The 26492-nt window shown below is 44.7% G+C and carries 22 protein-coding genes, 1 pseudogene and 1 riboswitch; of the genes and pseudogenes, 12 read left to right on the forward strand and 11 right to left on the reverse strand.

What is annotated here, in order from left to right; translation table 11 throughout:
• Nucleotides 1–17 precede the first annotated feature (17 nt).
• From AB5443_RS04450 to AB5443_RS04470, 5 genes are all read left to right on the forward strand, one after another.
• Nucleotides 18–2978 carry a hypothetical protein gene (locus tag AB5443_RS04450; protein ID WP_277133964.1) on the forward strand — a complete coding sequence of 987 codons (2961 nt, stop codon included), beginning with the start codon at nucleotides 18–20 and terminating at the stop codon, nucleotides 2976–2978.
• A gap of 27 nt (nucleotides 2979–3005) precedes the next feature.
• Complete coding sequence (locus tag AB5443_RS04455; protein ID WP_277133962.1) at nucleotides 3006–6251, forward strand: RHS repeat domain-containing protein; 3246 nt, start codon at nucleotides 3006–3008, stop codon at nucleotides 6249–6251.
• On the forward strand, nucleotides 6248–6754 hold the full coding sequence (locus tag AB5443_RS04460; protein WP_277133960.1) for a hypothetical protein: 507 nt from the start codon (nucleotides 6248–6250) through the stop codon (nucleotides 6752–6754). Before AB5443_RS04455 ends, AB5443_RS04460 begins: the two co-directional genes overlap by 4 nt.
• 186 nt (nucleotides 6755–6940) lie before the next feature.
• Nucleotides 6941–7309 (forward strand): hypothetical protein, encoded by a 369-nt coding sequence (locus AB5443_RS04465; protein ID WP_277133958.1) that lies wholly within the window; start codon nucleotides 6941–6943, stop codon nucleotides 7307–7309.
• 203 nt (nucleotides 7310–7512) lie between these two features.
• The gene (locus AB5443_RS04470) at nucleotides 7513–7872 is read left to right on the forward strand and encodes a hypothetical protein (protein ID WP_277133956.1); all 360 of its coding nucleotides are present in this window, start codon (nucleotides 7513–7515) and stop codon (nucleotides 7870–7872) included.
• Nucleotides 7873–8011: 139 nt separating this feature from the next.
• Here the strand turns inward: AB5443_RS04470 and AB5443_RS04475 are convergent, their stop codons facing one another.
• On the reverse strand, nucleotides 8012–8665 hold the full coding sequence (locus AB5443_RS04475; protein ID WP_277133954.1) for a hypothetical protein: 654 nt from the start codon (nucleotides 8663–8665) through the stop codon (nucleotides 8012–8014).
• Between the two features lie 231 nt (nucleotides 8666–8896).
• Nucleotides 8897–9083, forward strand: a riboswitch (cobalamin riboswitch).
• A gap of 29 nt (nucleotides 9084–9112) precedes the next feature.
• On the opposite strand from AB5443_RS04475, the gene AB5443_RS04480 reads away from it, so the two are divergent.
• From AB5443_RS04480 to AB5443_RS04490, 3 genes are all read left to right on the forward strand, one after another.
• Entirely contained in the window at nucleotides 9113–11506 is a 2394-nt protein-coding gene (locus AB5443_RS04480) for an anaerobic ribonucleoside triphosphate reductase (RefSeq protein WP_277133951.1), read from the forward strand.
• Between the two features lie 4 nt (nucleotides 11507–11510).
• Nucleotides 11511–11969 (forward strand): anaerobic ribonucleoside-triphosphate reductase activating protein, encoded by a 459-nt coding sequence (gene nrdG / locus AB5443_RS04485; RefSeq protein WP_022139386.1) that lies wholly within the window; start codon nucleotides 11511–11513, stop codon nucleotides 11967–11969.
• 162 nt (nucleotides 11970–12131) lie between these two features.
• Complete coding sequence (locus AB5443_RS04490) at nucleotides 12132–13538, forward strand: MFS transporter (protein ID WP_277133947.1); 1407 nt, start codon at nucleotides 12132–12134, stop codon at nucleotides 13536–13538.
• A gap of 183 nt (nucleotides 13539–13721) precedes the next feature.
• Here the strand turns inward: AB5443_RS04490 and rseP are convergent, their stop codons facing one another.
• The 7 genes from rseP to tsaB all read right to left on the reverse strand — a co-directional run bounded on the left by rseP (nucleotide 13722) and on the right by tsaB (nucleotide 20626).
• A complete protein-coding gene (gene rseP / locus AB5443_RS04495; RefSeq protein WP_195407678.1) occupies nucleotides 13722–15077 on the reverse strand; it encodes an RIP metalloprotease RseP in 1356 nt (451 codons plus the stop codon).
• 72 nt (nucleotides 15078–15149) lie between these two features.
• Nucleotides 15150–16334 carry a 1-deoxy-D-xylulose-5-phosphate reductoisomerase gene (locus AB5443_RS04500; protein WP_277133939.1) on the reverse strand — a complete coding sequence of 395 codons (1185 nt, stop codon included), beginning with the start codon at nucleotides 16332–16334 and terminating at the stop codon, nucleotides 15150–15152.
• A gap of 2 nt (nucleotides 16335–16336) precedes the next feature.
• On the reverse strand, nucleotides 16337–17197 hold the full coding sequence (locus AB5443_RS04505) for a M23 family metallopeptidase (RefSeq protein ID WP_022139378.1): 861 nt from the start codon (nucleotides 17195–17197) through the stop codon (nucleotides 16337–16339).
• A gap of 127 nt (nucleotides 17198–17324) precedes the next feature.
• The gene (rimM, locus tag AB5443_RS04510) at nucleotides 17325–17876 is read right to left on the reverse strand and encodes a ribosome maturation factor RimM (protein WP_022139377.1); all 552 of its coding nucleotides are present in this window, start codon (nucleotides 17874–17876) and stop codon (nucleotides 17325–17327) included.
• On the reverse strand, nucleotides 17873–19177 hold the full coding sequence (murA, locus tag AB5443_RS04515; protein ID WP_044654928.1) for a UDP-N-acetylglucosamine 1-carboxyvinyltransferase: 1305 nt from the start codon (nucleotides 19175–19177) through the stop codon (nucleotides 17873–17875). Before murA ends, rimM begins: the two co-directional genes overlap by 4 nt.
• A 93-nt stretch (nucleotides 19178–19270) precedes the next feature.
• Nucleotides 19271–19882 carry a DUF4290 domain-containing protein gene (locus AB5443_RS04520; RefSeq protein WP_044654931.1) on the reverse strand — a complete coding sequence of 204 codons (612 nt, stop codon included), beginning with the start codon at nucleotides 19880–19882 and terminating at the stop codon, nucleotides 19271–19273.
• A 54-nt stretch (nucleotides 19883–19936) separates the two neighbouring features.
• Nucleotides 19937–20626, reverse strand: coding sequence for a tRNA (adenosine(37)-N6)-threonylcarbamoyltransferase complex dimerization subunit type 1 TsaB (gene tsaB / locus AB5443_RS04525; protein ID WP_277133933.1), 690 nt, complete (start codon nucleotides 20624–20626; stop codon nucleotides 19937–19939).
• Between the two features lie 89 nt (nucleotides 20627–20715).
• Here tsaB and AB5443_RS04530 point away from each other — a divergent pair, with 89 nt between their 5' ends.
• From AB5443_RS04530 to nadD, 3 genes are all read left to right on the forward strand, one after another.
• Nucleotides 20716–21597 (forward strand): YicC/YloC family endoribonuclease, encoded by an 882-nt coding sequence (locus AB5443_RS04530; protein ID WP_277133931.1) that lies wholly within the window; start codon nucleotides 20716–20718, stop codon nucleotides 21595–21597.
• A gap of 71 nt (nucleotides 21598–21668) precedes the next feature.
• Complete coding sequence (gmk, locus tag AB5443_RS04535) at nucleotides 21669–22235, forward strand: guanylate kinase (RefSeq protein ID WP_022139372.1); 567 nt, start codon at nucleotides 21669–21671, stop codon at nucleotides 22233–22235.
• Between the two features lie 12 nt (nucleotides 22236–22247).
• Nucleotides 22248–22838: a nicotinate (nicotinamide) nucleotide adenylyltransferase gene (nadD, locus tag AB5443_RS04540; protein WP_277133927.1), complete on the forward strand. Its 591-nt coding sequence runs from the start codon at nucleotides 22248–22250 to the stop codon at nucleotides 22836–22838.
• A gap of 157 nt (nucleotides 22839–22995) precedes the next feature.
• On the opposite strand, the gene AB5443_RS04545 is transcribed toward nadD, so the two are convergent.
• Nucleotides 22996–24060, reverse strand: a complete 1065-nt coding sequence (locus AB5443_RS04545; RefSeq protein WP_277133925.1) for a metallophosphoesterase — start codon at nucleotides 24058–24060, stop codon at nucleotides 22996–22998.
• Nucleotides 24061–24271: 211 nt separating this feature from the next.
• Between AB5443_RS04545 and AB5443_RS04550 the strand changes: the two genes are divergently transcribed.
• Nucleotides 24272–25162, forward strand: a complete 891-nt coding sequence (locus tag AB5443_RS04550) for a 1,4-dihydroxy-2-naphthoate polyprenyltransferase (protein WP_073344834.1) — start codon at nucleotides 24272–24274, stop codon at nucleotides 25160–25162.
• Nucleotides 25163–25212: 50 nt separating this feature from the next.
• On the opposite strand, the gene rfbB is transcribed toward AB5443_RS04550, so the two are convergent.
• On the reverse strand, nucleotides 25213–26349 hold the full coding sequence (gene rfbB, locus AB5443_RS04555) for a dTDP-glucose 4,6-dehydratase (RefSeq protein ID WP_044654110.1): 1137 nt from the start codon (nucleotides 26347–26349) through the stop codon (nucleotides 25213–25215).
• A gap of 21 nt (nucleotides 26350–26370) precedes the next feature.
• Nucleotides 26371–26492 (reverse strand): annotated as a pseudogene (locus AB5443_RS04560) (glucose-1-phosphate thymidylyltransferase); the annotation flags it as partial.

A 26492-nucleotide genomic window follows, 5' to 3' on the forward strand; every position in this document is an offset into this window, starting at 1 on the left:
AAATAAAAAAAGAAAATATGAAAAGAAAAAATAGTTTTTTACTGAGTGCTCCCAGCCGGGAATATTTTTGGCTTTGGCTGTTAGGAGTTCTTTTGTATATCCCAGAAGTATCCGCTCAGGATTTTAATCCCATTTACAATAATGTCAGTAATGCCCCATCCTTCTATCCGGTATCTCCGGAAGCTGCCACTCTGTTCAAAAGAACACCGGAAGGAATGGACTATGCCCGTGGCAGGGCTAGCATTCGTATCCCCCTTTATGAGATTAAAACAGCGTCATTCACTCTCCCCATTACCTTGAACTACACGACAGGTGGTATCCGCGTGGCAGATGTGAATGGTGCGGTGGCCATCGGATGGAAACTGGAAGCTGAACCGATGATAACCCGTGAAATTCGCGGCGAGCCCGACGAACATCATTTCCTGACGGACAAGACAGAGATGGAAAAGAACTCAGAATTCTTTCGCGCAAAAGTAGCGCTAGGTAATGCGGATATATGTCCTGACATGTTTCATTATCGCACATTAGGCATATCGGGAAAATTCCAGCTTGAAGCCGCGAAAAATTATGAGTTCCACCCTTTCCTTATAGGCGACGAGTATGTCAAACTCTCTGTACCGGACAACGTGACTACCTATAACTTTAGAGAGATAGATCTTATAGATAATAACGGTACTCATTATCATTTTGGTGACAATGGTACAAACACCGGATGCGAACTGACTTCCGGCGGCTATGGCACTGCGGTTACAACTTGGAAAGCCACGGAGATCACATCCAAAGACGGAGAAAAAATCACGTTCGGCTATGACTACCGGAAAAATGAAGAGTTTCATGTCAATCAGTTCGATTACTATGCTTTCGAGGATAACGAAGATATTCCAATGTATACTCACCCCCTTGTCCCCATCGCTCCCGGATATTGGCAAGGAAGTGCAGGCAATGCATTTTACAACACATTTGTGGGTGAAGACGAATCAGGCTGTAGTTTTGTGAAATCCTCCTCTAGCGACTTTTCTGAAAACTACCCCATCGGTTCTTACGTAAGCACTTGTTATGCATCTCGTATTGACTTTCCCAATGGTTATGTAGAATTCCTTTATCCCACGAAAGGGGATTTACGTGAAGTGCGGGTATATGACGCTTCCGGAAAATTGCTGAAAAGCGTATCTCTTATAAAAGAAATCTGCCGCGATGGTAAAATACTGTTGAAAGAAATTCAAATGAAAGACTCCTCTAATACAGGAGTGGAAAAATATTCGTTCAATTATTATAAAGGTGGTTACGGTTATTCCATATATTCCAAAGATGTGGATTATTGGGGATATTATAATGCACGTGGAAACACCGACCTTGTCCCACGCCAAACCGTCCAATTTTTAGATGGTAATAATGTAACTGTTCACACAACTACTATCGGTGGTGCCGACCGTTCTGCCAATTATAGCACCACTCTTGCTTACGCATTGCGAGAAGTGACTTATCCCACAGGGGGTAAAACCGCATATACATATGAGCCTAATTATGTATTCGACAATATAGAAGGCTATATCGAGAAAGTGACGGGCGGCGGACTCCGCCTGGCAGCCATTACAGATACGGATGTCGACGGTAAAGTTCTCAATAAACGGAAGTTCACCTATTACCTGTCAGAAAACTACGATAAAGATGAAGGGGAAGGCGTGGGAAATATGATGTTCTCTTTCTCTCCCGAGCAGTATACCGAGCACATGAGAAAGACTTATCTCTTTGACGTATACTACGCTCTTTTTTCCAATTCCCGCTCCTATACCCTGTATTCGTCCAACCCCACGGACGTATCCGACAGGGACATTTACTACGGCATGGTCGTGGAAGAAGCGGACGGTAACCATACGGTTCACACTTTTCATAATGACAATTTTTATACGGAAGATGGTTATGAAAACGAGAACGGCGAATGGGTAAACCCTCGTTTCTGTTACTCTCCCAATACGGACATCGAGCATTCCATTGTGTACACTCATGAAATGAGCACCTCATACATGGATGGTGACAGCATCCGAGACATGAAAACGAAAGATCCTTCTCTCTCTACAACTTACGTCATGAAAATGAATTCACTGGTAAAAATAGTGAATGTCAGTTCCAGTTCCTCATACGACCCGGGGGTAATCAATCATTATGCCAATTCCTATGATTACAACGAACAGTTATGGTACGCAGGTATTAAGGATTATATGGCAAGCAGCACATTCGTCACCCCACAAGGAAAAGTTCAAGAATTCACAAAAAAAGACTACAATACTTCTTGCCGTCTACTCCGTTCGGAAACACAGACTACCGCCACAGGAGACATTTACAAGACTGAATACAAATATCCTTTTGACTATACGGATGCCTTGTCTGTAAGAATGACAGCCAAAATGCTGAACAATTATCCGGTAGAACGCCGACATTATAAGAACGGTATTTTGCAAAAGATGTTCAAGTATACATACCGGATTTCGTCTGAAACAAACAGCGGCTATTGTTTGAGTAAAATATCAGAAAGTTCCAACGCCGGGTGTACTCAATTTGAAGATATTGAAACGTATAACAACTATCTCTCTTCAGGGCGTCCATTGCAAATGACCCGCCGTGACGGGACACCTGTCTGCTTCATTTGGGGATATTCCCATCAACAGGCACTGGCTGTCATCGAGAATGCCACCTTGCAACAGGTGAAGCAATATCTAAATTATGACTTGGAAACTTTAGCGGCAGATACCACCTGTCCGAATGCTGTCTATACGGCACTCGATAGTCTTCGCAGTTCATTACCCCAAGCGAGGATAACCACTTATCGATACCGCCCCCTGACGGGCGTCACTGAAGTGAAAGGCCCCGACGGCAGAAGTGCCTACACCGATTACGACTCAGCGGGACGCCTGCAACGTATCAAAGATACGAAAGGACATACACTGACGGAATATGAGTATCAGATGATAAACCAATAATTGTACACTATCAAAAAAGAATAATTTATGAAAAAGGTACTATTTACAATAATCTTCCTAACGTCATTCCTGACAATGGAAGCACAAAATACAAGTTACAACTACATCCGTACACGTGACTTCTGCAATGAAACAGGAACAAAGAGCGTTAACACATTCGCCTACTTCGACGGTATCGGAAGAAAATATCAGGATATTCGCCAAGGAGCGTCTACCAACGGGAAAGACTTGTCCGTTGCCCGGCAATATGACGGTATGGGACGGGAAATGGACGTATTCCTACCTGTGCAGGGATACACTACCGGACTTCCACTATCCATGCAGGATTTACAAGCGGGACTACTCCGGCTCTATGCCGACAGTATGGCGTACACCCACACCACCTATCAACAAGGGATGGCAAATCGCGTGTCTTCAGTAACCGGCCCCGGTGCGGCATGGCATATGACAGACAAAGCCGTGAAAACAGAATACTTGAGTAACAGCACGACGAATGATTCACTGATTTGCCGCAAATATCAGATGCTCAATGAATTTGAATTCAAAAATGCAGGAAACTACCCCGATGCCCAGCTTTATGTCACCAAGATTGTAGATGAGGATGGAAATGTATCACTAACCTTCGTCGATTCACAGCAACGGTTATTACTGGCCCGTTCCTACGACCGGACTACAGGCGAAGCAGGCGATACTTATTATATATATGACGCTCACGGGAACCTCTGCAAAGTACTGCCACCGAACGCATCCGATTTAGACGGGAAATCAAGTCGAAATTATGCGTTAATTACGCCCAGTATCAATGACTATGCATACAGTTACAAATACGACGCCTGTCAGCGGCAGACCTCACGCTCGCTTGCTTCCAGAGCTCCGGAATCGACAATATATGACAGAGCCGGGCGTCCTGTATTGGAACAGGACGGGAATATGGAGGAGCAATCTAAATGGAAGTATACGTACTATACACCTTTTGGTGAAGTAGCAGAGACGGGTATTTGCCACCTTAATTACGAATTGACAGAAAAGCTTCGTGAATATATCCATAACTTTTATGCCACAGCCACTTACGTGAAAGGAGAAGGCTACAAGTATGTTACATTACCCATCACACGTGAAGAAGTCATGACCATTAATTATTATGACAGTTATGATTTTCTTCATACTCCGGAGTTTACGGATGACGCACTGTTGACTGCCGGACGATGGAACGCCAAAGGCAGGCTGACAGGAAGTAGTACTTCCATATTCAACAGCAGTGACCGGATATATACAGTATATCACTACGACGATTTTGGACGGATTTCATGTACATTGTCCACCAACCACCTCAGCGGTCACGATATTGTGAGTACCACGTATACTTTCAACGGACTGCCTCAAACCGTAGAAACAATACATACCTCCGCCTACACTTCTCAACGACCTGTGACCGAGAAGTATACTTATCACTATGACGACTGGGGAAAGCTACTGAAAACCGAGCATACATTCAACGGAAAAACAATTACGTTGTGTGAACAGGCATATGATGCCGTAGAACGCCTGGTAACAAAGAAAACAGACACTCCATCCCCTTCCGCTACCTATTCATATAATCTCCGAGGATGGCTGACCGATATCAATCATCCTAAGTTCAAACAGCATTTATATTATACGGATGGTATAAATACTCCTTGCTTCAATGGCAATATCAGCAGCATGACCTGGCAGTCGGACAAGGAATCAACTCTTCGGGGATACAAGTACACATATGACGGTCTTTCACGGCTCAAGAGTGCCATCTACGGGGAAGGAACGGAGCTATCAATGAATACCGACCGTTTCAATGAAGAAATTCCCGAGTATGACAAACAAGGCAATATCCTAAGGCTGAAGCGCTACGGAAAGACGTCGCAAGGAACATACGGATTGATAGACAACCTATATTGTACTTTTTACGGCAATCAATTGATGACCGTAGATGATTACAACTCTCAGTCTGTCTATGACGGTGGTTTCAGCTTCTTAGATTTGGCAACTGATGACTTCGAATATTTTTATGATCAAAATGGTAATTTAAAAAGAGATTTAAACAGAAATATTAATGCAATTGGATATAATTCATTAAATTTGCCAGACAGAGTAGGATTTCAGGTCGGTGGTGAAATCATCAATCTGTATGCCGCAGACGGTTCGAAGCTTCGGGCAATTCATATCAGTGATAGAGATACTCTGACAACCGACTACTGTGGCAATGCGATCTATGAAAATGGTGTTCTGTCGACACTACTGACCGAAGAAGGCTACATCTCGCTTTCGGATACAACTTATCATTACTTTGTTCAAGATAATCAGGGAAACAACCGCGTGGTCATCAGTCAGAATGGTGATGCTGAAGAAGTAAACCATTACTATCCCTTTGGGGGGATTTTCGAGTCATCTTCAAATGTTCAACCTTACAAGTATAACGGTAAGGAACTGGATACTTTCAAAAAGTTGAACTGGCACGATTACGGAGCGAGAATGTATGACGCGACATTGGGAAGATGGCATTCTATTGATCCGATGGCCGAGAAGTATTATGCTTCCAGTCCGTATAATTATTGCGACAATAATCCTATAGGAAGAAGCGACCCGGACGGGAAAGACTGGATTAAAGATCGTTTTGACTACTATTTGTGGGATGAAAATTCGGTCAACAGAGAGACCACTCGCGAAGGATGGGACTATGTAGGAACTGAACTTCCCGATGATGTAGGACGTTACCGGATTTTGGAAGAAATTGACGGTAATCTGTATCATAAGAATACAATCAATCCTTTTGCTTCTTTCATAAATTGGGTGTATGGCGAAAACCTGATGGTGGAGAAGAAAGCCTACAATCCCGCAGGAGAGCATATGATGCAGCAGGGGATTGAGACTGGGGCGGAGTTTGCGGTCGGAGAAATTAGCGGAAAAGTTGGAGCGAAAATCTTTTCTAAAATATTCAAAGCGAAAGGAACAAATGTTGTTTATCAAGGCGTAGATGCTGATAATATAATTAGATATATAGGTATAACAGAACGTGATCCTATTGTGCGTTTTACAGAACATCTAAGCTCTAAGACTATTAGATCAACATTAAAATATGACGTAATAGAGGGATACACAAAATTAACGAGAGAACAAGCCAGATATTGGGAACAAACTTTCATCAATAAATATGGCTTGGGAAAAAATGGCGGACAATTATACAATAAAATAAATTCAATATCTCCTGATTTTTGGAAACAATTTGGTATAAAAAAATGAAAAGAATACGGACAAGCATTGGCAATGTATTTTCTGTGAAAATATCAGAAAACGAAAAGAAGTACTTTCAATTGATAGCTTTTGATTTGACTCAATTAAACAGTGATGTTATCAGGGCATTCAAAAAAGTATATGGAATCAATGAACAACCACCATTATCTGAAATAGTTAATGGGGAAGTTGAGTTCTATGCACATTGTGTGACTTTATCTGGAGCAAAACTTCAATTGTGGGAGAAAGTTGGAAGTATCCCGGATGTAGGAGATATTAAACATATTATATTCAGAGGTTCTCGAGATTCCGGAAGAAAACTGGGAGAAGAACCGGTTAAAATTTCACAAAGATGGTATGTATGGCATATTGGAGATGATGATTTTAAATATGTAGGCAAACTACGTGGAAAAAATCGGGAAGCAGAAATTGGAATGGTAATGACACCGTACGATATTATAGATCGAATAAAGACTGGTAAATATAATTTCTACTATCCGGGCTTCGAATAATTGATTTTATTAATATATCTCATTATATTACCCTGATATGAGTTGATTATAAAATAACTAATTAATATCAGGGTATTTCTTTGAACATTATATTATTTAGTTGTTTTATATAAATTGCCCAACTTTACATAATCATACAAAGTTTGATAATTGACATTGGTATGAACTATAATAAATTTAGTAATTATGAAATTTGAAGATTACAATTGGCATGATTTGGAAATAAAAGGGATTACAATCGATAGAAATAATCCCGGAAAAAATGACGTGATTGAATTTACAATAAAATTGAGAAATGGCAGTATATCAAAATTACTATTTCAGGATGTTTATTGGGCTAATTTATCACTAAATTTTGGTATCGTGGCTTCTGAGACCATTAATAGAGTTTACATAGCTTCTGAAGATGATCTTGATTTACTTAATTTTAAGAATCAATGGAAATCTATACTCAAAAATAATATCGAAGATTACAAAATGTATGTATTTGAATTTAATTCTACATATAGTATTATAAAGATCATTGCTAATAATATTTCATTTCCTCTTCCATGAATTATCGAAATAACATAGTATAAAAATGAAACAGATAAGAACAAGTATTGGCAATGTGTTTTCTGTGAAAATATCAGAAAACGAGTATCAGGATATTATAGTTCTAAAATGGCTAACACTAACATGATAGTGCGGAATTATGTTAAAACATTAACATACGAACAACAGTATAAATTTGGAATAGAAACATTAAAAAAATTTGGATGGAAACCATGACAACAGAAGAGATAAAAGAATATTTTGTGAAATATGTAAACCTACAGAGTAATGCGTTAGATGAAGGTTGTTCAAAAAAAGCAAATCAATATCATAAAAAGATATTGAATTTATACCACTTAGCAAAAGAACAAAATTGTATAAAAGAGGTGTTTGAAAATTTTCTAAATAATAGTGACGAAGCCATCAGACTTTGGGCAGCTGGATTTTGTTTAAAGTTATGCCCTACCTTATCTGAAAAGGTTTTAATAAATATCACAAAATCATCCGACCCTTTCAGAAGCATATCTGCACAGGCAACATTGGAATTCTACAAAACAGGTCAATGGGATAAAATTGTGGACTAATCTCTTTTTTTCTTGGTAATCTACGTTATTGCTACGCCTTGCAGTAATTTTACTAGAAATATCCTCTAATCATAGATTAGGCAAAAAGTAACAGACGAACGAATGTGTTTTCCGTTCGCCTGTTCGCTTTTTCTAAATTTCAATCCATCTCCTGAATCTTCCGAAGCTGTTCTTCTTTCAAAGCTCTGTACTTCTTCGAATGCGGATTGATTTTAGTGATTCTCCCACTGACAGCCTTTAATAACTTCTCATCTTTCTGCTGATCCTGAAGCTCCTGCATCTCTTCCTTCGGAGTAACCCTTTCAACATAAGATGGACATTTCTTCTTGAACATTTGATACTTATCCGTACCTCTAAGCTGGTGAACAAGCAACTTTTTAATCCGTTTAAGAATCAGTTGTTCGACAACAGAATAAGGGACACCTATTGACCGACATCCAAACAAGTCAAAGAATCGTACCAAATAATCCTCTAGCTGCTGTAAACAAGAAATGCGGGCAGCAACGCTAAAAGGATTCTGTTCCGGCAATACGAATCTAAAATGAACGCGTTTCAGTTCATTCACACTCTCTATAATTCCAACTGGCATAGTCTTGTCTTGCAATTGGAAAGCTATAAGCTTTACGAGACGAACAATAGTCCTTTGCTCGTGAACTAAATAGGGTTTATCAACCTCATGATTATAAAAATCATAAAAACTGTCCAGCATCTGTTCTAAATCCGTCAAATTATACAGACGAATACGTGCCATGCAAATAGGTGAAGTCTTCACTTGTTCTTCTAATTTATTCATATCAAAAAAGTTTTTAATTCATTATTACATACACATAAACTGTGGCTGGTACATACAGAGTTCCAGTATCTCTGTGTTTTTTTAGCAATCAACTTATAAATGAATCAGAAACTTCAAACCGAATTATTTTCTTAAAAGTTTTCCAAAACGGAAAACTTTCTGTATCAGCGAGAAAGAAAAGTTTCCCGAAATTTAATGTTAAAAGCTAACCGGGGTATTGGATTATCTTCTATCTTTGTATCCGTTTTCGGAGCTAAAAGAGGTTTAGTCAATGAGGGAACGCTGTGCAAATCGGCGACAGTACCCGCTGCTGTAATTCTCTGTGAATCCGCACACTATGTCACTGCACCGGTAGGTGTGGGAAGGCGCTGCGAGGGAGGGATAAGTCAGAAGACCTGCCGGAATCGAAATAAACCATATTATTAATCACTTTCGGGAGTTAAAGTTATGAACTACGCGGAAATTTGTATCATCAAACGTGATGGTAAAAGAGAAGATTTCTCTATCAGTAAGATTAAGAATGCAATCAGCAAGGCATTCAATGCAACGGGGATTCAGGATGAACAGCAGTTGGTGGCTGACATCACGATGAATGTAATCAGTCAGTTTGCCAACCCTACGATTACCGTAGAGGAGATTCAGGATTTAGTGGAAAAGGCATTGATGAAGGTGCGGCCGGAAGTGGCGAAGAAGTATATCATCTATCGCGAATGGCGGAATACGGAGCGGGACAAGAAAACCCAGATGAAGCACGTGATGGACGGTATCGTTGCCATTGACAAGAACGACGTCAACCTGAGCAACGCTAACATGAGCAGTCACACCCCTGCCGGACAGATGATGACTTTCGCATCTGAAGTGACCAAAGATTATACTTATAAATATCTGTTGCCGAAGCGTTTTGCCGAAGCGCACCAGTTGGGCGACATTCATATCCACGACCTGGATTATTATCCGACCAAGACAACGACTTGCATCCAGTATGACATGGACGATCTTTTCGAACGTGGATTCCGCACAAAGAACGGTAGTATCCGTACCCCGCAAAGTATTCAGAGCTATGCGACACTGGCTACTATCATTTTCCAGACTAATCAGAACGAGCAACACGGGGGACAGGCAATTCCCGCTTTCGACTTCTTCATGGCGAAAGGGGTGGCTAAGTCTTTCCGCAGACATCTGGCTTCTTTCATCAATTTCTATGTAGCGATGGAGAATGGCAGTCAGGCAGACGAGAAGGCAATCCGCACGTTAATCAAGGAATATCTTCCGTCTATCAAATCGACTGAGGCAGAACGCGAGACATTACGCATCGCATTGATAGCGCTGCAAATCATTATAGACAAGGAACACCTGGCACGCATCACGGAGAAGGCATACCAGCAAACCCGCAAGGATACGCACCAGGCAATGGAAGGATTTATCCACAACCTGAACACGATGCACTCACGCGGCGGTAATCAGGTGGTATTCAGCTCTATCAATTACGGAACGGACACTTCTGCGGAAGGCCGTATGGTGATTGAGGAATTGCTGAAAGCTACGATTGAGGGCTTGGGTACACGGGGCGAGGTGCCTGTATTCCCGATTCAGATTTTCAAGGTAAAGGACGGGGTATCTTACTCGGAAAAGGATTTTGAGAAAGCGATGAAAGCGGAGAACATAGAGGATGCGATGAAAGACAGTTACGAAGCTCCGAACTTTGACCTGTTGCTGAAGGCTTGTCAGACTACCGCGAAAGCGCTGTTCCCGAACTTCATGTTCCTCGACACGCCTTTCAACACGAATGAGAAATGGAAAGCGGACGACCCGAAACGTTATATCTACGAATTGGCTACGATGGGTTGCCGCACACGTGTATTTGAGAATGTGGCGGGAGAAAAGTCTTCTTTGGGACGTGGTAATCTTTCTTTCACTACGCTGAATATGCCGAGACTGGCTATCGAAGCCCGCATCAAGGCTGAAAACCTGATAGAGGACGAACGCAATGCGGATGCTATCGAGCAGAAAGCGAAGGAGATTTTCATCGAGTCTGTACACACGATGTCTGCTTTGGTGGCCGACCAGCTTTACGAGCGTTATCAATATCAGCGCACAGCACTGGCTCGTCAGTTCCCATTCATGATGGGAAATAATGTATGGAAAGGTGGCGCAGAGTTGAATCCGAACGAGCAGGTAGGCGATGTATTGCGCAGCGGTACGCTGGGAATCGGATTTATCGGCGGACACAATGCGATGGTGGCTCTTTACGGAAAAGGACACGGACACAGCCGGAAGGCATGGGACACACTGTATGAAGCGGTGATGGAGATGAATAAGGTAGTGGACGAATACAAGGAGAAATATAATCTGAATTACTCTGTATTGGCTACTCCGGCGGAAGGGCTTTCAGGACGTTTCACGAAGATGGATCGCCGGAAATACGGTAAGATTCCGGGAGTGACGGATCGTGATTATTATGTAAACTCATTCCATGTGGATGTGAAAGAGCCGATCAGCATTGTGGAGAAGATTAAGAGCGAAGCTCCTTTCCATGCCATCACACGTGGCGGACACATCACGTATGTGGAACTGGACGGTGAAGCGCAGAAGAATGTACGTGCCATCGCTAAAATTGTGAAGGTGATGCATGACGAGGGAATCGGCTACGGTTCTATCAATCACCCGGTGGACACTTGTCACAACTGCGGTTACAAAGGAGTGATTTTCGACAAATGCCCGGTTTGCCAAAGTGAAAGTATTCTTCGTATGCGTCGTATCACGGGTTATCTGACGGGCGACTTGAGTTCATGGAACTCTGCCAAACGGGCGGAAGAAAAAGACCGTGTGAAACATCTGTAAACCAATGAATTTATTAGGAACTTATCCTGAAACAATAGTGGACGGTGCAGGCATCCGGTATTCTATTTATCTTGCCGGATGCGCTCACCACTGCCACGGTTGCCACAACCCGGAAAGTTGGAATCCGAAAGCGGGGGAACTGTTGACGGAAGAGAAGGTTTCGTCTATCATCAAGGAGATTAAAGCGAATCCGTTGTTGGACGGGGTGACTTTCTCCGGTGGGGATCCTTTCTTTCATCCCGAAGAATTTCTGTCGCTTGCCAGGCGGGTGAAAGAAGAGACGGGGATGAATGTGTGGTGCTACACCGGGTACACGTATGAGGAGATTCAGGCGGAACCACGGTTGAAAGCCATTCTTCCATACATTGATGTTTTGGTGGACGGACGTTTCGAGCAGTCGCTCTTTTCTCCTTATCTGGAGTTTCGGGGGAGTAGTAATCAGCGGATTCTGAAATTGAGGTAAACCTGCAATAGAACTTACACTGAAATTGAAGTAAATCTGAAGTTGAGATCAGGACTTCTCCACCACTAAAAAAACTTATTTTTCAAAGAAAACAAAAACACCTGTATGGTTGTTTTGTTTACTTTTACGGACAAAAGAGATTTCTACAAGAATAAGTTTTTTATGGTACAAACAATAAATACAACTCATAATATATCTGACGAATCCGACGGATTGCCGATGCCTAAACGTATTTGGGCGGTAGTATCCGTCGGATTCGCTCTTTGCATGTCGGTGTTGGACATCAATATAATCAATATCGTGCTGCCTACGCTTTCGCACGACTTCGGAACCACGCCCGCCGTGACGACATGGATTATCAACGGCTATCAGTTGGCAATCGTCATATCCCTGTTGTCCTTTTCCGCTTTAGGCGAAATAATAGGTTACCGGAAGGTGTTTCTTTCGGGCATCGGATTGTTTTGTATCACTTCGCTGATTTGTGCGCTGTCCGATTCGTTTTGGACGCTGACGGTGGCACGTATTTTTCAAGGGTTCAGCGCTTCAGCTATTACAAGTGTGAATACGGCGCAGTTACGGTATATTTACCCGAAAAGTCAGATTGGGCGAGGGATGGGAATTAATGCGATGGTGGTGGCTATATCGGCGGCAGCCGGGCCTTCCGTGGCGAGTGGAATTCTTTCCATTGCCAATTGGCATTGGTTGTTTGCTATCAATGTGCCGTTGGGAATTACGGCGCTGGTACTGGGTATCAAGCATTTGCCGAAGCAGGAAGAGCTTTCGAAACGGAAGTTCGATTATATCAGCGCCATAGCGAATGCGGTTACTTTCGGGTTGCTGATTTATACGCTGGATGGGTTTGCGCATCATGAGAAAATGGATTTCCTTGTTGTCCAGTTGGTGGTGTTGGCAGTGGTCGGGACGTATTATGTGCGTCGGCAGTTGACACAGGCGACCCCACTCCTACCGCTCGATTTGCTGCGGATACCGATTTTCCGGTTGTCTATCCTGACTTCCATTTGTTCGTTTATTGCGCAGATGTCGGCAATGGTGTCTTTGCCGTTTTTCCTTCAGAATACGTTAGGGCATAGCGAGGTGATGACCGGGTTGCTGCTCACTCCGTGGCCGTTGGCAACGCTTGTCACGGCACCGTTGGCGGGATATCTCGTCGAACGGATTCATCCGGGGATATTGGGGAGCATCGGGATGGTTCTGTTTGCCGTCGGGCTGTTCTCGCTTTCAAGCCTGACTGCCGAGTCGTCTGATATCAGTATTATTTTGAGGTTGATGTTATGCGGTGCGGGATTCGGGCTGTTTCAGACGCCTAATAACAGTACGATTATCTCTTCAGCTCCGACACAGCGTTCGGGCGGAGCCAGTGGAATGTTGGGGATGGCTCGCTTGATGGGACAGACAACGGGAACGACGTTGGTGGCTTTGCTTTTCAGCTTTGTCACACATGACCGGAGCACGGCTGTCTGCTTGATGGTAGGAAGCGGATTTGCTGTTGTGGCGGCTATCGTCAGCAGTTTGAGGTTGTCACAGCCTTCTACGCTAAAAAGCAAATAACGTCAGTTCGATATAAGAGCAGTCCACATGGTTACGTTAAATAGAAACGTACAATCCAAACAAGTTAAATTGAAAATGAAAAGGCACGGATTACGCGGATTTCACGGTAGTTAATCATTTATGATGTGATTAACCAAAACCGTGAAATCCGTGTAATCCGTGCCTAAACCTATTTTTTAGAAGTTAGAAGAAGAACCTCAATATATCATTAAAATTCGCCCAAATCAGCAGGCCGAAAAGCAAAACCATACCGGTCATCTGGGCATACTCCATGAACTTGTCGCTTGGTTTGCGACGGGCTATCATTTCATAGAACAGGAACAGGACGTGACCACCGTCAAGTGCGGGGATGGGCAGGATGTTCATGAAAGCCAGGATAATGGAAAGGAAGGCTGTCATGTACCAGAATTGATGCCAGTCCCATGTTGCGGGGAAGATACTGCCTATGGTTCCGAAACCACCCAGTTGCTTCGCTCCTTCTTTGGAGAAAAGGTATTTCATGTTGCCAACGTAACCTTTCAGGGTTTTTACACCGAGGGATACACCGGCGGGGAAAGATTCGAGGAAAGCGTATTGTTTCTTCACCATTGGCAGCAGACGGTCTGTCACCAGGCAGGCGGATACTCCCATAAGGTAGGCGGAGTCTACACGCATGCTTAATGTGTCTGTCGCGCCACCACGTACGTAGGTCAGTGTGATGAGACGCGGGTCGATGCTGTCTTTGAGCAGAGTGGCTTCGTTTTTCTTACGCTCTGCCATCGTTTCTTTGAAGTCGGAGAAGGAGATTGGTTTTCCGTTCAGGGCGATGATGCTGTCACCCGGCAGGATGCCTGCCTGTGCGGCGGGAGAGTTCACCATTACACTGTCGATAACGTATGGGAAACGATAGGATGCAAAGCGGACGCTGTCTGCCAACAGGCGTTGCATCAGGTCTTCGGGAATGTAAACAGATGCTTTCGCGCCGTTACGGAGAACGCTTACTTCACGGGCATCGGCTATTTGGCTTAACATATCGCCGTCATAACGTTCAAAAGGAACGCCGTCGGCAGAGAGAAGTATGTCACCGTCCCGGAAGCCGACTGATTTGGCGGTTTCGTTGAAGTCCATACCGAGGGGAGCTTCCTGTACCTTTATATATTGGTCGCCCCAGGCAAAAAGTATCATTGAGTAGATGAAGAGCGCCAGCAGGAAGTTGAACAGTACGCCGCCAACCATGATTAACAGGCGTTGCCACGCCGGTTTGGAACGGAATTCCCACGGTTGTTCGGGTTGTTTCATCTGTTCGGTATCCATTGATTCATCAATCATACCGGCTATCTTTACGTAGCCGCCCAGTGGCAGCCAGCCTACGGCATATTCTGTTTCACTTTTCTTCGGTTTGAACTTAAACAGGGTGAACCAAGGGTCAAAGAATAAGCAGAATTTTTCTACGCGTACCTTAAACAAACGGGCAAAGAGAAAATGCCCGCCTTCATGAATGACGACGAGCAAAGACAAGCTCATAATCAATTGCAGGGCACGAATCAAAAATGTTTCCATGTTTATTATTTACTATTTACAATTTACTAATTACTATTTACAAAATACTATTTACGAATTACCGTTTTTTGCTCAGAGACTTTGCCGGCACACGAGTTCGGAAGCTATTCTTCGTGCTTCTGCGTCGGTGGCTACATAGTCGTCATATGTAGGATTCGCTATAAACATAGCGCGTTCCATGGTCTTTTCTATTACATCGCTCATGGCGAGGAAGCTGATGCCGTCTTTCAGGAAGGAGGCTACCACTACTTCGTTGGCGGCATTGACGATACAAGGCATATTGCCACCCCGGTACATGGCTTCATAGGCCAGGGCGAGGTTACGGAATCGTTTTGTATCCGGTTGCTCGAATGTCAGGTTTGTGCACTTGGCAAAGTCGAGACGCTCGAAAGAAGAGCTGATACGGTCGGGGTAAGAGAAAGCGTACTGGATGGGCAGGCGCATATCGGGCATGCCTAGTTGGGCTTTCACTGCACCGTCCTCAAACTGCACCATCGAGTGGATGACGGATTGGGGATGTACCACTACTTCGATTTGGCTGGGCTGGACGCCAAACAGCCATTTGGCTTCGATTACTTCGAAACCTTTGTTCATCATGGAGGCGGAGTCGATGGTTATCTTGGCTCCCATCTCCCAGTTGGGATGCTTCAGGGCTTGCGCTTTGGTAACAGATTTTAGTTGTTCCAGGGTGCAGGTGCGGAAAGGGCCGCCTGAAGCGGTTAGTATTACTTTTTCTATCGGATTGCCGACTTCTCCTGCCAAACACTGGAAAACAGCCGAGTGTTCGGAATCTACGGGCAAAATCGGTGTGCGGTATTGTTGCGCTAATTGATTAATCAGTTCGCCGGCTACGACGAGCGTTTCTTTGTTTGCCAGCGCGATGGCTTTCCTGGCACGGATGGCGTTAATAGTAGGTTTCAGTCCGGCGTAACCAACCATGGCTGTCAGCACCATGTCGATGGGGCCGGCTTCCACAATCTGACAGATGGCGTCGGTTCCTGCATATACCTTGACGGGCAGGTCGCTCAATGCTTCTTTCAGTTCAGAATACTTTTCCTCGTTGGCTATCACGACTACTTCCGGCTGGAACTTCCGTGCCTGGGCAATCAGTAGTTCCACGCGGTTGTTGGCTGTCAGTGCATAGGCTTCGTACAGGTCGGGATGTTCCTCGATAACCTGCAATGCCTGTGTACCGATAGAGCCTGTGGAGCCTAAGATGGCTATTTGTTTCTTCTTTTTATTCTTTTCTATATTCATTTTTAAAATACGATATATTTTTCCGGATTCACCGGATGACCTTTGTACCAAAGCTCGAAATGCAGATGCGGGCCTGTGCTAAGAGTTCCGCTGTTTCCTACTAAGGCAATGGCTTCACCACCTTTCACACGGTCTCCTTCTTTTTTGAGCAGGGAACCGCAGTGTTTATAAATCGAGATTAAATCCTGATTATGCTGTACGCCAATCAGATAACCTGTCTCGGCGGTGTATGTGCTGAGGATAACGGTTCCGTCCATCGTAGCCAGCACACTCTCGTTGGGGTTGGCGGCAATGTCCGTGCCGAAATGTTTCTTTTCTGCGTTGAAGTGGTCGGAAACCATTCCACGGGTGGGGCGATACAGGATTAACCCCGTTACGTCCGGTTGGGAAGTGATGGATGTCAGGTTGTATTTCTCGTTTTCCTCGTACTGGCGGCGGAATTCTTCTTCGCGCTTGGTGCGTTCCATCAATGTGTCTTCACGGACGGCGGTCAGTGAGTCGAGCGTCTGTACGCTGTCGATAGGGACTTTACCGCTGAAAATATCCTGAATGTTCATAATGTAAAGGTTCTGCCGGTTGAGAACCTCTTGCAGGGAGTCCACACGCAGGGCGTTGTCTACAATTTGGGAACGGACTTCACTGTTCATGTAGCCCGGAAGGTAGTTGCGTAAAGGAGTAAAGGCAATGATGCAGGCGGCAATCAGGAAAAGTACTGCCAGTACACAGAGTAACACCGAAAGGCCATTGAGTTTGGATACACGAAGTCCCACAATCTCTTCAAGCGTATTCTCATTGACAATCGTCAGTTTATACTTGAACTTGAAATTTTTCCAGAAAGCTTTACTTCGTCTTTTCTTCGGCATCTTTGGTTATTAAAAAATTAAAAATAAAAATTCGGGACTTGTACTATTTTTCAGGCACGGTTCACACGGATTTCACGGTTTTTGTCAATCAAGGTTCGCAAGGGAACCGTGTCATCCGTGCCTGATTTTATCCGGAAGCCGTGTCATCCGCCTCTAGCTCATCCAGGTTCAGCAACCCTTCGGGAAGCTCTACAGTAATGAGTTTTTGTTTCTGGTCTATGCCTAGGATAAATTCTTCCTGGGCGGGAACCAACAGTTCTTCATCATCTTTTTCGATTACGAAGAGGGTATTAACGGTGGTTGTATCTACATCGACCACTTCGCCCAAAGACCCGTGGTGGATGTCTTCCATCTGGAAACCGATAAAGAAGTTCCAGGACAATTCGCCGTCTTCGGCTTCTTCAGCGTGCTTCACGGGGAAGTAAACTTCTATATTGGTGAACATCCGGGCACGTTCGGCGGTATCTATTCCTTCCAGTTTCACCAGGGCGGTGGAGTCTGAACGGAAGCGGTATTCTTCGATGAAGAAGGGCACGAAGATGCCGTCGAGCAGGCAGACCAGATAATCGCAGTCCGCCCGGTCGAAAATATCGTCCGTGAAAGTGAACTGTAACTCGCCGTGAATGCCGTGAGGTTTGTTGAATAATCCTATTTTATATACTTCTTCTTTCTTTATCATATTCGGGTGATTCGGGCTCCGATGGCGTTCAGACGTCCTTCGATGTTCTGATAGCCGCGGTCTATTTGTTCAATATTACTAATGGTGCTGGTTCCCTCGGCGCTCATGGCAGCAATCAGAAGGGCGATACCGGCACGTATGTCCGGAGACGTCATGCGGGCACCGCGCAGCTTGAAGCCGTGGTTGTGTCCGATGACTACGGCACGGTGAGGGTCACAGAGAATGATTTGCGCGCCCATGTCTATGAGTTTGTCTACAAAGAACAGGCGGCTTTCGAACATTTTCTGATGGATGAGTACGCTTCCTTTGGCTTGGGTGGCTACTACGAGCATCACACTCAGTAAGTCAGGTGTCAGTCCCGGCCAGGTGGCGTCGGCTATGGTCATGATGGAGCCGTCGATAAAGGATTCTATCTCGTATGTCTCTTGCGCAGGAACGTAAATGTCGTCCCCTCTTTGTTCGAGCTTGATGCCCAAACGGCGGAAGTTCTCGGGGATGATGCCCAGATTCTCGTAAGAGACATTCTTTATGGTTATTTCGCTTTTTGTCATGGCTGCCATGCCGATGAAACTGCCGACTTCAATCATATCGGGCAGTACGGTGTGTTGCGCGCCATGCAGTGCTTCCACGCCTTCGATGGTGAGGAGGTTGGATGCGATGCCGCTGATTTTCGCTCCCATGCGGTTGAGCAGGCGGCAGAGCTGTTGCAAGTACGGTTCGCAGGCAGCGTTGTAGATGGTGGTAGTGCCTTTGGCAAGTACGGCGGCCATCACTATATTGGCGGTTCCGGTGACGGATGCTTCGTCGAGCAACATATAGTTACCGCGAAGCTTGTCGGCGGTGATTTCGTAGATTCCACGTTCCTCGTCGTAGCGGAAATCCGCGCCCAGGGCTTGAATGCCGACAAAGTGAGTGTCCAGGCGACGACGACCGATTTTGTCTCCACCCGGTTTGGATATCAGTGCTTTGCCGAAGCGTGCAACCATCGGCCCGATTAGCATCACTGAACCACGCAGACTGGAACATTTCTTCAGAAATTCATCGCTCTCGAGATAAGCGAGGTCTACGTTTTCAGCCTTAAAGCTATAAGAGTCAATGCTTTTTTTTGCAACTGTGACACCCATCTCACGCAGGAGCTGTATCAGGTTGTTGACATCCAAAATGTCAGGTATATTGTTCACTGTCACTTCCTCACTGGTCAGCAACGTGGCACAGATTATCTGCAAAACTTCGTTTTTGGCACCTTGCGGATGAATTTCCCCGCAGAGCCGATGTCCCCCTTCAATTACAAATGAAGCCATTGATATTTAGTTTTAAGTATTAAGTATTAGCGTCATGTATCAAAGTAGCAGGCATTAAATATCAGGTATTTACTTAATCCCTAATACTTTTTCCTAATATCTTCTCTTAGTGTTCTGACGGTTATTGGTATAGTTCGTCTTCGGACGATAGTTCTGGTTCAAACGTTCTGCCATCAGGCGGACGATATCATCCGTCATCTGAAGTTTGCCGTCAGAAAGCTCGTAGAGGTCTTCGGCAATCTTCTTGTCGTCTACCGTATCCTTGTTCCATGCCATGTAGTCCTTCTTCATGTGGTTGCAGATGAGGGCTACGAGGTTTCTCTTTTCGTTTCCTTCGGGAAATTCGATGGCTTTCTTTATCAGGATTTCCAATGTGCGTCCGTAGTGACGGTAACGCATACGGGAGGTGTAATAAGGAATGTGGTCAGGACGTGTCACCAGGTTATCTTCACGGATAATTTCATAAGGATAGTCGATATCCAGTTCGAAACCGGACATGATGGCGAGGTGATCCCACAATTTATGCTTGAAATCGGGCACATCACGCAGATGAGGGAACATATTTCCCATGATGTTGATGATAGTGTTGGCACAACGCTGACGTTCTGCACGATCCTGGATAGTCAATGCATAATCGACCATGTTCTGGATGCTGCGTCCGTATTCAGGAAGCGGCATTCTTTTCTGTTGAGTGTTATATTGCATATCTTTAATGGATAATTCTACAATGGATGATGGATAATTCATAACAAGCAAGTCTTATAATAGTTTTTTAGGCATGGAAGCTACGAATTCTTTCAGGTAGAAAGGTTCGAAGTAGGCCACGTCTTTGTAATCTTCGGTGGCTACCGCTTTCTCTGCCAGCGGGAACATCATTTTTGCCAGCGGGTGGATGTCATCGATAAAATGCGCGTTGGGATGCGTAATCTTTTCGCGGCATTTGGCGGCTCCGTTGCCGTAGAAGTAGACAGGCTGGCGGTCGAGATATTCCAGATAAGACGTTTCGTCGACGATGTCGGCGGCGATGGCACGCTTCACGTTCAAGCCCCGGTCGTAGATGCCCGCGTAGACTTCCATGCGGCGTGCATCTATCATCGGGCAGAGCAACGCGTCTTCGGGCAGGTCGTGATACAACAGCACGGGGACGCTCAATACTTCAAGCGTCTGTATTCCTATCAAGGGGACATTGCGTCCGTAACAAACTCCTTTCGCCATCGAAACCCCTATCCGAAGTCCTGTGTAAGAACCCGGGCCGCAACTCACCGCGACCGCATCCAACGGGATGGCATGACTGTCAATGAACGACAACGCTTCATCTACAAATACTCCCAGAGACACGGCGTGTGAAGGGCCTTTCAAGTCTTCTTTCACAAAAATCGTCTGTCCGTCTTGACTGGCCGCTACCGAGCAAACAGAGGTAGAGGTTTCAATATTCAGTATACACGACATAAAAATCAACTTATTAAATTGTCGCAAATTTACGTGATTATTTCCAATTCTTAAAATATTCGTGTACTTTTGCACAAAACTTTAAGTTTATGATACAGTCTATGACAGGATACGGCAAAGCTACGGCCGAACTCCCCGATAAAAAAATAAATGTAGAAATCAAGTCGCTCAACAGCAAAGCGATGGACTTGTCCACCCGTATTGCTCCGGCTTACCGTGAAAAAGAGATTGAAATCCGCAACGAGATTTCGAAAGTGCTGGAACGTGGAAAGGTTGACTTCAGCCTGTGGATTGAGAAGAAAGAGGGTGCGGACGCTATCCCTGTCAATAAAGCAATTCTTGAAAATTACTATCTTCAACTGGATTCAATCTGCAACGAACTGGGTATTCCTCGTCCGGAACCGGGAGACTGGCTTCAGGTATTGCTCCGCATGCCGGACGTGATGTCGAAAACGGAAATTCAGGAACTTTCGGAAGAGGAATGGAATACGGTTCATGCCACTGTACTCGAAGCGGTCGGCCATCTGGTGGATTTCCGCAAGCAGGAAGGCGCCGCACTGGAAAAGAAATTCCGTGAGAAGATTACGAATATCAATAGCTTGCTCGAAAAAATCACTCCGTACGAGAAGGAACGTGTAGAGAAGGTGAAAGAACGTATCACGGATGCTCTCGAAAAGACTTTGAGCGTGGATTACGATAAGAACCGCCTGGAGCAGGAGTTGATTTATTATATCGAGAAGCTAGACGTGAACGAAGAGAAGCAACGCTTGGGCAATCATCTGAAATATTTTATCAGTACGATGGAAAGTGGTAACGGACAGGGCAAGAAACTCGGATTTATCGCTCAGGAGATGGGGCGTGAAATCAATACGCTGGGCAGCAAGTCCAATCACGCAGAAATGCAGAAAATCGTCGTTCAGATGAAGGATGAGTTGGAACAGATTAAGGAGCAGGTGTTGAACGTTATGTAATTCAAGTCTTGAATGTAATTTAAACATTGAATGTAATTTAAATTTTGAGTGTAATTCAAATCATTTCACCAATGACAGGCAAATTAATTATTTTCTCTGCTCCGTCAGGGTCAGGCAAATCTACTATCATCAATTATCTGCTGACGCAGAACTTGAATCTTGCGTTTTCTATCTCTGCCACCAGTCGTCCGCCGCGTGGAACAGAGCAGCACGGGATTGAATATTTCTTTCTTACTCCCGAAGAGTTTCGCTGCCGCATAGAGAACAATGAATTTCTTGAATACGAAGAAGTATACAAAGACCGCTATTACGGCACGCTGAAAGCACAAGTGGAGAAGCAACTGGAAGCCGGACAGAATGTGGTATTCGATGTCGATGTGGTAGGCGGGTGCAATATCAAGAAGTTTTATGGCGACCGGGCTTTGTCGGTGTTCGTACAGCCGCCTTCGGTGGAAGAACTGCGCTGCCGGTTGGAAGGTCGCGGAACAGATGCGCCTGAGGTGATTGAAAGCCGCATCGCGAAGGCAGAGTATGAATTAGGTTTTGCTCCGCAGTTTGATTGTGTCATCGTGAATGATAATTTGGAAATAGCTAAGGGGGAAGCTTTGAAGGTTATCAGGGAATTCTTGGAAAAATAACGAAGTAGAGGGATGGCGGAAAAAGTCAGCAAACCAAAAATTGGAATCTTTAGCGGGTCATTCAATCCGATTCATATCGGGCATCTCGCTTTAGCCAATTATCTTTGTGAGTACGAGGGATTGGACGAAATTTGGTTTATAGTCAGCCCGCAAAACCCTTTAAAAACGCAGGATGAGTTATGGAGTGACGAGCTCCGTCTTCAATTAGTCGGGTTATCTATCAGTGATTACCCTCGCTTCCAAGTCTCGGATTTCGAGTGTCATCTGCCACGCCCTTCTTACAGCGTACATACATTGGAGAAATTGCGCGAAGCGTATCCCGAACGTGAATTTCATTTTATCATCGGTTCGGATAATTGGGCACGCTTCGACCGTTGGTATCAGTCGGAGCGTATCATCAAGGAGAACCAAATCATCATTTATCCCCGTCCGGGCTTTCCCGTGAACGAAGAGGAATTGCCGGAAACGGTACGTCTCGTTCACTCCCCTGTGTTCGAAATCAGTTCTACGTTTATACGTGAGGCTTTGGACGCAGGAAAGGATGTCCGATATTTTCTGCATCCGAAGGTTTGGGAAGCTATAAAAGGCTTGAGAAATACTTAAAGCACATACCCGACGGAATACAACGGGTAATTTGTCATCTAATCCTGAATAAATAAAGGTGGACTCATACAAAGTCGTGCAAGAAAATATAGTACTTGCACGAAAAGTCGTGCATAAAAGTGTGAGATTCTACAAAAAGTCGTGCAAGAAAGTGTATTTACTCTGTCAACCGATGGAGCGTTATCATTATTATTTCTGCCGGAGCACCGATACGAATCGGCATTTGTGAAGTGCCGATACCGTTGGTGACTATCAAAGGAATCTTTGCTGAGTTATATGCCAAGCCGGTCACAAAACGATTGCCGTAATGTGAGGGCAGTATCGGAGCCACTCCGAAGATACGGACTTGTCCGCCATGTGTATGTCCCGCCAGGGCAAGATCGGTGTTGGCTATCGAAACGTCTTCTATATAATCCGGTGTATGTACCAGCAGGATCACGAAATCTCTGGGAGAAAGTGCCAAAGACGGTGATACGCCATTGCGGGCAAGGTCGAAAGGGTTGCGCACTCCGGCGATGAGAATCTGCTGGCCGTCTTTGCGAAGCGTATCCACTTTATGTTCCAGCACACGCATTCCGTAATATTCCATCGTACGTACAATATCGTCGTGGCAACGTTCATAGTCGTTATTCCCCATCACTCCATAAGTTCCCATCGGTGTCTTTACGCGCGAAAGTGCGGCAAATAGAGGTTCTACGTATTCGCAGCCTTCCTGGTAATCACCGCCCATCAAGAGAACATCCGCCTTTTGAGCAATCAAGAGATTGACAAGGCTGTTCAAGCCTTGTTCTTTAAATAAGCTCTTATAATGCAAATCGGATATGAAAGCGATGCGGAAACCCTCGAATGCTTCGGGAACGTCACGGTGAGTAAAGTCGTAGTTCACGACACGGTCTATGCCCGCATAGGCAGAAGAAAGTTTGACTGTCGAAGAGGTTATTTTTGTGCCACGAAGCACCCAATCAGAGTGTTTGTAATCGGCAAGGTTTTCTTGTTTCTTGGGTGTACGTTTCTTGTTTTTTGAGACGTCCAAGTCTTTGAGTTGCGAATGGTCGGGATTGAACATTTCGGCAATGGCGCCGGTAGTATCCGTTATATCCGTGGAGACGGAGTCGATGTTCAAAACTGGGCGTGGCAAGGTTGCTACCAGGTTCTTTTTCGATTTGCAAGAAACCAACAAAAGCAACGTCAACAGGATAAAAGGGTATATTGTTTTCTTCATTTTCTATTTATTTATCTCTTAATATTCTCTCTATTTTTCTCTTAGTTATTTTTCTATTGCTCTTAGTTTTCTCTGCATACCTTCTTAATCTTCTTTACATATTTCCTCAATCTTCTCCATATATTCTCTATAGTTTGAAGTTTTTTGGGGCGTAAAGATACGAAAAATCATGTATCTTTGTCCGTCAAAACTCTTTATAATATATAAAAGTATGGAAGCAGTAAAGCGTAACTCATTACAAGCATGGATATTAGCAGCACGTCCCAAGACACTCACAGGAGCTATCACCCCCGTATTGATAGGTACGGCACTCGCCACGATGGACGGACATTTTCATTGGTTGCCCGCACTTATCTGCTGCCTGTTTGCGAGTTTGATGCAGATTGCCGCCAATTTCATCAATGACCTTTTCGACTTTCTCAAAGGAACCGACCGTGAAGACCGCCTGGGCCCTGAACGCGCCTGCGCGCAAGGATGGATTTCTCCGCAAGCGATGAAAACAGGAATTATTGTGACCGTTGCCCTTGCCTGTCTTATCGGTTGCACATTGCTTTTCTTTGCCGGATGGGAGCTTATTATAGTCGGAGTACTTTGCGTATTATTCGCTTTTCTTTATACTACGGGGCCTTATCCCCTCTCCTACAATGGTTGGGGAGATATACTGGTCATTGTCTTTTTTGGATTCGTACCCGTGGGCGGAACTTATTATGTGCAAGCGTTGACATGGACACCGGACGTCACCGTCGCTTCCCTTGTCTGCGGACTGCTTATCGACACCCTGCTGGTAGTGAACAACTACCGCGACCGCGAAGCGGATGCACGGAGCGGAAAACGAACGGTTATTGTCCGTTTCGGTGAGAAGTTCGGACGCTATTTCTATCTGACACTGGGAATTGCGGCTTCTCTCCTCTGCCTGTTTTTCCTTTTTGAAGGACATATCTATGCCGCCCTTCTCCCGCAACTTTACCTGATTCCGCATTTCCTCACCTGGAGACGGATGGTAAATATATACAGTGGCAAAAAATTAAACAGCATATTAGGCGAGACTTCGCGCAATATGCTGCTTATGGGTATTCTTTTATCTATCGGAATGGTTCTTTAAAAATGAAGAATGAAGAAAACTCTTCATTCATTCAATTTAAGAACTCTTCTTTATTTTCCGTACATCTTTTCGTAATATCCCTGATAATCGCCACTGGTAACTTCTTCCACCCAGGCTTGATTTTCCAAATACCATTCGATAGTCTTCACAATTCCAACTTCGAATTTTGTTTCCGGATACCAGCCTAAAGCATCTGTAATCTTCGTCGGGTCGATAGCGTAACGCTGGTCGTGTCCCAAACGGTCTTTGACAAAAGTAATCAGGTCTTCGTTAATCCAATCAATAGAAATCTCACCGTTGGCATCTTTCACTTTCTTCTTGAGAATCTTGCGATATTCGGGGTTCTCCGTCATCAGACGGTGAATGGTAGAGATAGTCAACTTCACAATTTCGAGATTTGTCTTCTCGTTGTGTCCGCCTACGTTGTACACTTCACCTTCCTTGCCTTCACGCACTACGACGTCAATCGCTTTGCAGTGGTCTTCCACATAAAGCCAGTCGCGCACGTTGCTGCCGTCACCGTAGACAGGCAGATGCTTTCCTTCGAGGATATTCTTGATTATCAACGGAATCAACTTCTCAGGAAAATGATACGGGCCATAGTTGTTTGAACAGCGGGTAATCGTAACCGGCATCTTATACGTGTCATGATAAGCCATTACGAACATATCCGCACTCGTTTTGGAAGCACTGTACGGGCTGTGAGGACAAAGCGGGGTAGCCTCGGTGAAATACCCTTCAGCTCCGAGCGAACCGTACACCTCATCGGTAGATACCTGATGATAGCGTACGCCCTTTCTCCAGGTCGGGTAACCATGTTCGTCTTTACCCATCACCCATGCGCGACGTGCGCAATCCAACAAGTTCTGTGTCCCGAGAATATTCGTAATCAGGAACAGTTGCGGATTTTCGATACTGCGGTCTACATGACTTTCGGCAGCAAAATTCACCACATAGTCAAAACGATACTCAGCAAAAAGACCGTCCACCACATCGCGGCTGCAAATATCTCCCTTGATAAAAAAGCAGCGTTCGTTGTCGATGTCTTTGGCAATCGTCCCCAAGTTACCCGCATACGTCAGAGCGTCCAGTATCACGACTTTGACGTCGCTATACTTGCCCAAGATGTACTTAATGTAATTCGCGCCGATAAAACCTGCGGCACCGGTCACTAGATAAGTTTTCATATGTTATTTATTATGTTGATTTTAGGATTGTTTCGCCAATTCAATAAGGTATTTTCCATACTCGGTCTTTTCGAGCCGCTGTCCCAACAGAAGCAACTGTTCCGTAGGAATCCATCCCTGACGCCAGGCTATTTCTTCGATAC

It is taken from the genome of Bacteroides sp. RTP21281st1_H5_RTP21281_210402 (genome assembly GCF_040918965.1).
Lineage (GTDB): Bacteria > Bacteroidota > Bacteroidia > Bacteroidales > Bacteroidaceae > Bacteroides > Bacteroides congonensis.